Annotated in this window: 4 protein-coding genes; all 4 read left to right on the top strand. The window is 40.9% G+C overall.

Annotated features, from left to right (window positions below; all coding sequences use genetic code 11):
• The coding region (locus tag VMW01_03565; GenBank protein ID HUW05317.1) for a DUF3383 family protein at positions 1 to 936 on the top strand (936 nt) is incomplete at its 5' end.
• A gap of 16 nt (positions 937 to 952) precedes the next feature.
• A complete protein-coding gene (locus VMW01_03560; protein HUW05316.1) occupies positions 953 to 1,381 on the top strand; it encodes a phage protein in 429 nt (142 codons plus the stop codon).
• A 31-nt stretch (positions 1,382 to 1,412) separates the two neighbouring features.
• Positions 1,413 to 1,784 (top strand): hypothetical protein, encoded by a 372-nt coding sequence (locus tag VMW01_03555; protein HUW05315.1) that lies wholly within the window; start codon positions 1,413 to 1,415, stop codon positions 1,782 to 1,784.
• Positions 1,785 to 1,969: 185 nt separating this feature from the next.
• Positions 1,970 to 3,364 (top strand): hypothetical protein, encoded by a 1,395-nt coding sequence (locus tag VMW01_03550; GenBank protein HUW05314.1) that lies wholly within the window; start codon positions 1,970 to 1,972, stop codon positions 3,362 to 3,364.
• The last annotated feature ends 138 nt before the right edge of the window (positions 3,365 to 3,502 follow it).

Raw genomic sequence — 3,502 nt, 5'->3', positions numbered from 1 at the left:
ACAACGCTAACAGATATTGCAAGCGCAATCCAAGCTTTAGGATCAGTGGTTACAGCCGTTAGCGATGGCACGGACACTATCACAATAACTAATGCCGAAGCGGGAAATATTATTTCCGTTACTGCCATTGTCACTGCTGGTGCTAGTCAAGCTACAGCTCTTTATACAGCGACGACCCCAGCCGTTGGAGATGTTACATCATCCGACCTTGATGCTATAGCAGCAAATGACAATGCTTGGTTCGGGCATTCTATGGTTTATGAGGATGATAGCTCGCAGCTTGCAGCAATTGCATGGTGCGCTGCAAATAAAAAATCAGGCTTTTATCTGCGAACAGAAATTCGTGATTTAGGTGCAGCGTCGAATTTATCTAGCTTATGGATAACGGACTCTACCTACACTGGTACAGCGAAACATTTGGAAGTTGCTGTGGCATCTAGAATCCTTTCTCTAACACCTGGAAGCTATACCGCTGCTTATAAGTCGCTAGAGCTTGCTAGTACTACACAATGGACGACGACAGAAGAAACATTGCTAAGGGACTATAACCTCAATCAATACTCTGTTACCGCTGGCGTCAATATTACTTTCAACGGAGTAGGAACTAATGGAGGCTATATAGATCTATATATTGGAGCAGTTTATCTTGAGGCAAGAATGCAGGAAGATGTTTTTGCTCTAATGACCAGCCAAAATAAAATCCCAATAAATAATAATGGCATTAATCAGGTAGCGAACACGATAAATGCCCGCTTGCAGCAATCCATTATTGACGAGTATTTATTGAATGATCCCCAGCCGGTTGTCAATGTACCTTTAGCCTCTGCATTATCTGCAATCGATAAAAGTAATAGATTACTAACGGGGATTTCATTTGTTGCTTATGCTTCCAATGCAATTCAAACGATTCAAATTAACGGCACCGTAGTTGCTTAAATAAAGGGGTTTTTCAATGCTATATACTTTCGACCCAAAAGAAGTCTCGATAATTTTTGGCGAATTCATATTAAGAGGATTTTCCGAATCTAAAGTCTCAGTTTCACGGTCTAACCCAGCATGGGAACTGGTCGTGGGTGCCGACGGTGAGGCGACTAGAGTGAAGTCAAATGATAGAAGTGGTACGGTAACAGTAACACTACAACAAAGCAGTCCAAGCAACGATGACCTAAGCACCGTGGCTTTAGTCGATGAGCTATCAAACGCTGGGCTAAGGCCGCTTTACATTAAGGACAATTTGGGTACTTCTCTTTTCACGGCTGTATCTGCCTATGTGGAGCAAATACCAGAGGCAAGCTATGGAAAAACTCAATCGGATCGGGTTTGGACCATTAGAACCGATAACCTAATAGCATTTTTAGGCGGGAATGCAGTCTCAGCCTAATAATTAAAAAAAACACACGGAGAAAAAAATATTGGAACATGTTGTAACGATCAAAGGCAAAAAGGTAGAGATATTTAAGTTCGGAGCTATCGAGGGCTGGCGATTATTTCATAGAATTTCAAAAATACTTGGTCCGTCAGCCGCATCGATAGACGGTGATCGTTTTGATGTGGCTATCGATTTACTTTTCAGGAATCTCCCAGAGGATGCTTTTATTGATCTATTAAAACAACTAACATCGGTTTGTTTAATAGATGGAAAAAAGACTGACTTTAATTCTGACTTTGGAGATTATCTCTTTACTGCTTTGGTGTGTAAGGAAGTATTGATGTACAATTTCGAGGATTTTTTTTCTCCGATAATGGAAATCCTAGATGGAAGAAGCCTTTTAGGGAAGAAATAGATAATAAAGGTATTATTCCAAAAGTCGATCTTTATCTATGGAGGCCAGTTATTGCTGGCCTCGTCAGTTTCAGCGAATTGAAAAACGACATGAATATAACGGATTTATTTGACGCTTTTGAAATATTAGATATTCAGGAATATATGCGAGAGCAGGAAGAAAACAATAAATAAGGGGTAAAGAAAATGGCCGATAAAAAAAATATTTTGCGAGAGCTATTTATAAAAATCGGCCTAATAGGCGATAAGGAGAGCGAGAAAAAAGTAGGAGCATTTCGAAGGGTCTTTCGATCCTTGGTCGGTGACGTAAAGATATTTAAGGCAAACCTTGCGGCCATAGGGATATCGAAAATATTCTCTCTGGCGTCTTCGGCTGTCGGTCAAACTATTATGAGGTTTCGACAACTAGTCGGACTTTCGATCGAATTGGCTGGTGTGCAGGAGGATGCCCTTTTGGGACTTGAAACTGCAATGAAAATAGCAGGGGATTTTTCTGAGAGTGAATTCAAAGGTCTACAAACCTTCGCATCGGAGCTCCAATCTGTAAGTCGTTTTGGCGATGAGTTAATACTACAACAATTGACTCTCGCAAAAGGTTTCAAGGCGACTAATGAGCAAGCAAAATTGATCGTCAGAGCTGGCGCTGAAATGGCTAGTGCTTTGCCCGGAAAAACTATTAACGAGACTGTGAGGCAAATAGCTAAGACTCTAGGCGGCTTTGCTGGCGAGCTAGGAGAAATGTCTCCAGCTATTAAAGCATTGACCGCTGAAGAGTTAAAAGCAGGAAAAGCGGCCGAGTTTCTTTTAAGTCAATTCGGAGGTTCAGCTCAGAAAAATCTCCGATCATTTAATGGCGCACTATCTCAATTGAAAAATATTATCGGAGATGCATTCGAGGTCATCGGTGCCCCTCTTAATGCTGTCCTTGTTCCTGCATTTAAAAGAATCCAAGGGGAGATCGTGCGTTTGACACCTACATTTAATAGGCTAGGTCAAACCTTCGCAATAATTGCCAGTGTAATCGAAAGAATGTATCAAAGCTTTGGAGGGACAAGAGCGCTTGGCGGGGTTATAGAAAGCTTCGGAAAATTTCTAACTGCAATGGTTTTACTAGTCGAGGATTTTTTCGCTTATATGAGAGGCGAGCGATCATGGCTTGGTGGAAAATTTGGAACCAGGGGTGGGTTTGGTTCCTTTTTTAATGCTGCAATAGTGAAGTTAACGAAAATGGGAATGGGTGCATTCACTACCGCACTGATACCTTTCGTTAAGGGTATTGCCGAGTTTTTCGTGGATACTTTTAGAGATGCTTTTATAATAGGTTTGAATACAATGTTTTTAAATTTAAAAAACATGAATAATCCGCTTTTGAATTTTGGAATGGATGCCCTAAAATGGTTTGGTCAGAATACGCAAGTACCCGGTGGTCCTGCCATTCAAGGAAATAATCAAAGCACTACTTCTAACGCTCCTGTATTTAATATGTGGAACACTATTAATACAAATGAAACCGGAAAAGAGGCCGTTGCTTCGCTAGACGAATCATTTAAAAAGTATCAATCATCGTTGGGAGCATTATGACTAGCCTTAGATCAGTAGCCGATTCTCTTTTTGGTAAGCAGTCCTTTACTTTTTTGGAACTCGACAACAACAAAATAATTTTTCGCACCGATTGTAATGTGACAGAGGTCTATAGCAAGCAGGCAGCCGTTAGCACGT

The sequence above is a fragment of the Williamwhitmania sp. genome, assembly GCA_035529935.1.
Lineage (GTDB): Bacteria > Bacteroidota > Bacteroidia > Bacteroidales > Williamwhitmaniaceae > Williamwhitmania.
The sequence above is the reverse complement of the archived record's forward strand: the minus strand, read 5'-3'. Positions and strand labels throughout refer to the sequence as shown.

Excerpts from the sequence above, each read along its gene's own strand:
- VMW01_03560 (HUW05316.1), top strand. The coding sequence starts at position 953 with ATGCTATATACTTTCGACCCAAAAGAAGTCTCGATAATTTTTGGCGAA.
- VMW01_03550 (HUW05314.1), top strand. The coding sequence starts at position 1,970 with ATGGCCGATAAAAAAAATATTTTGCGAGAGCTATTTATAAAAATCGGC.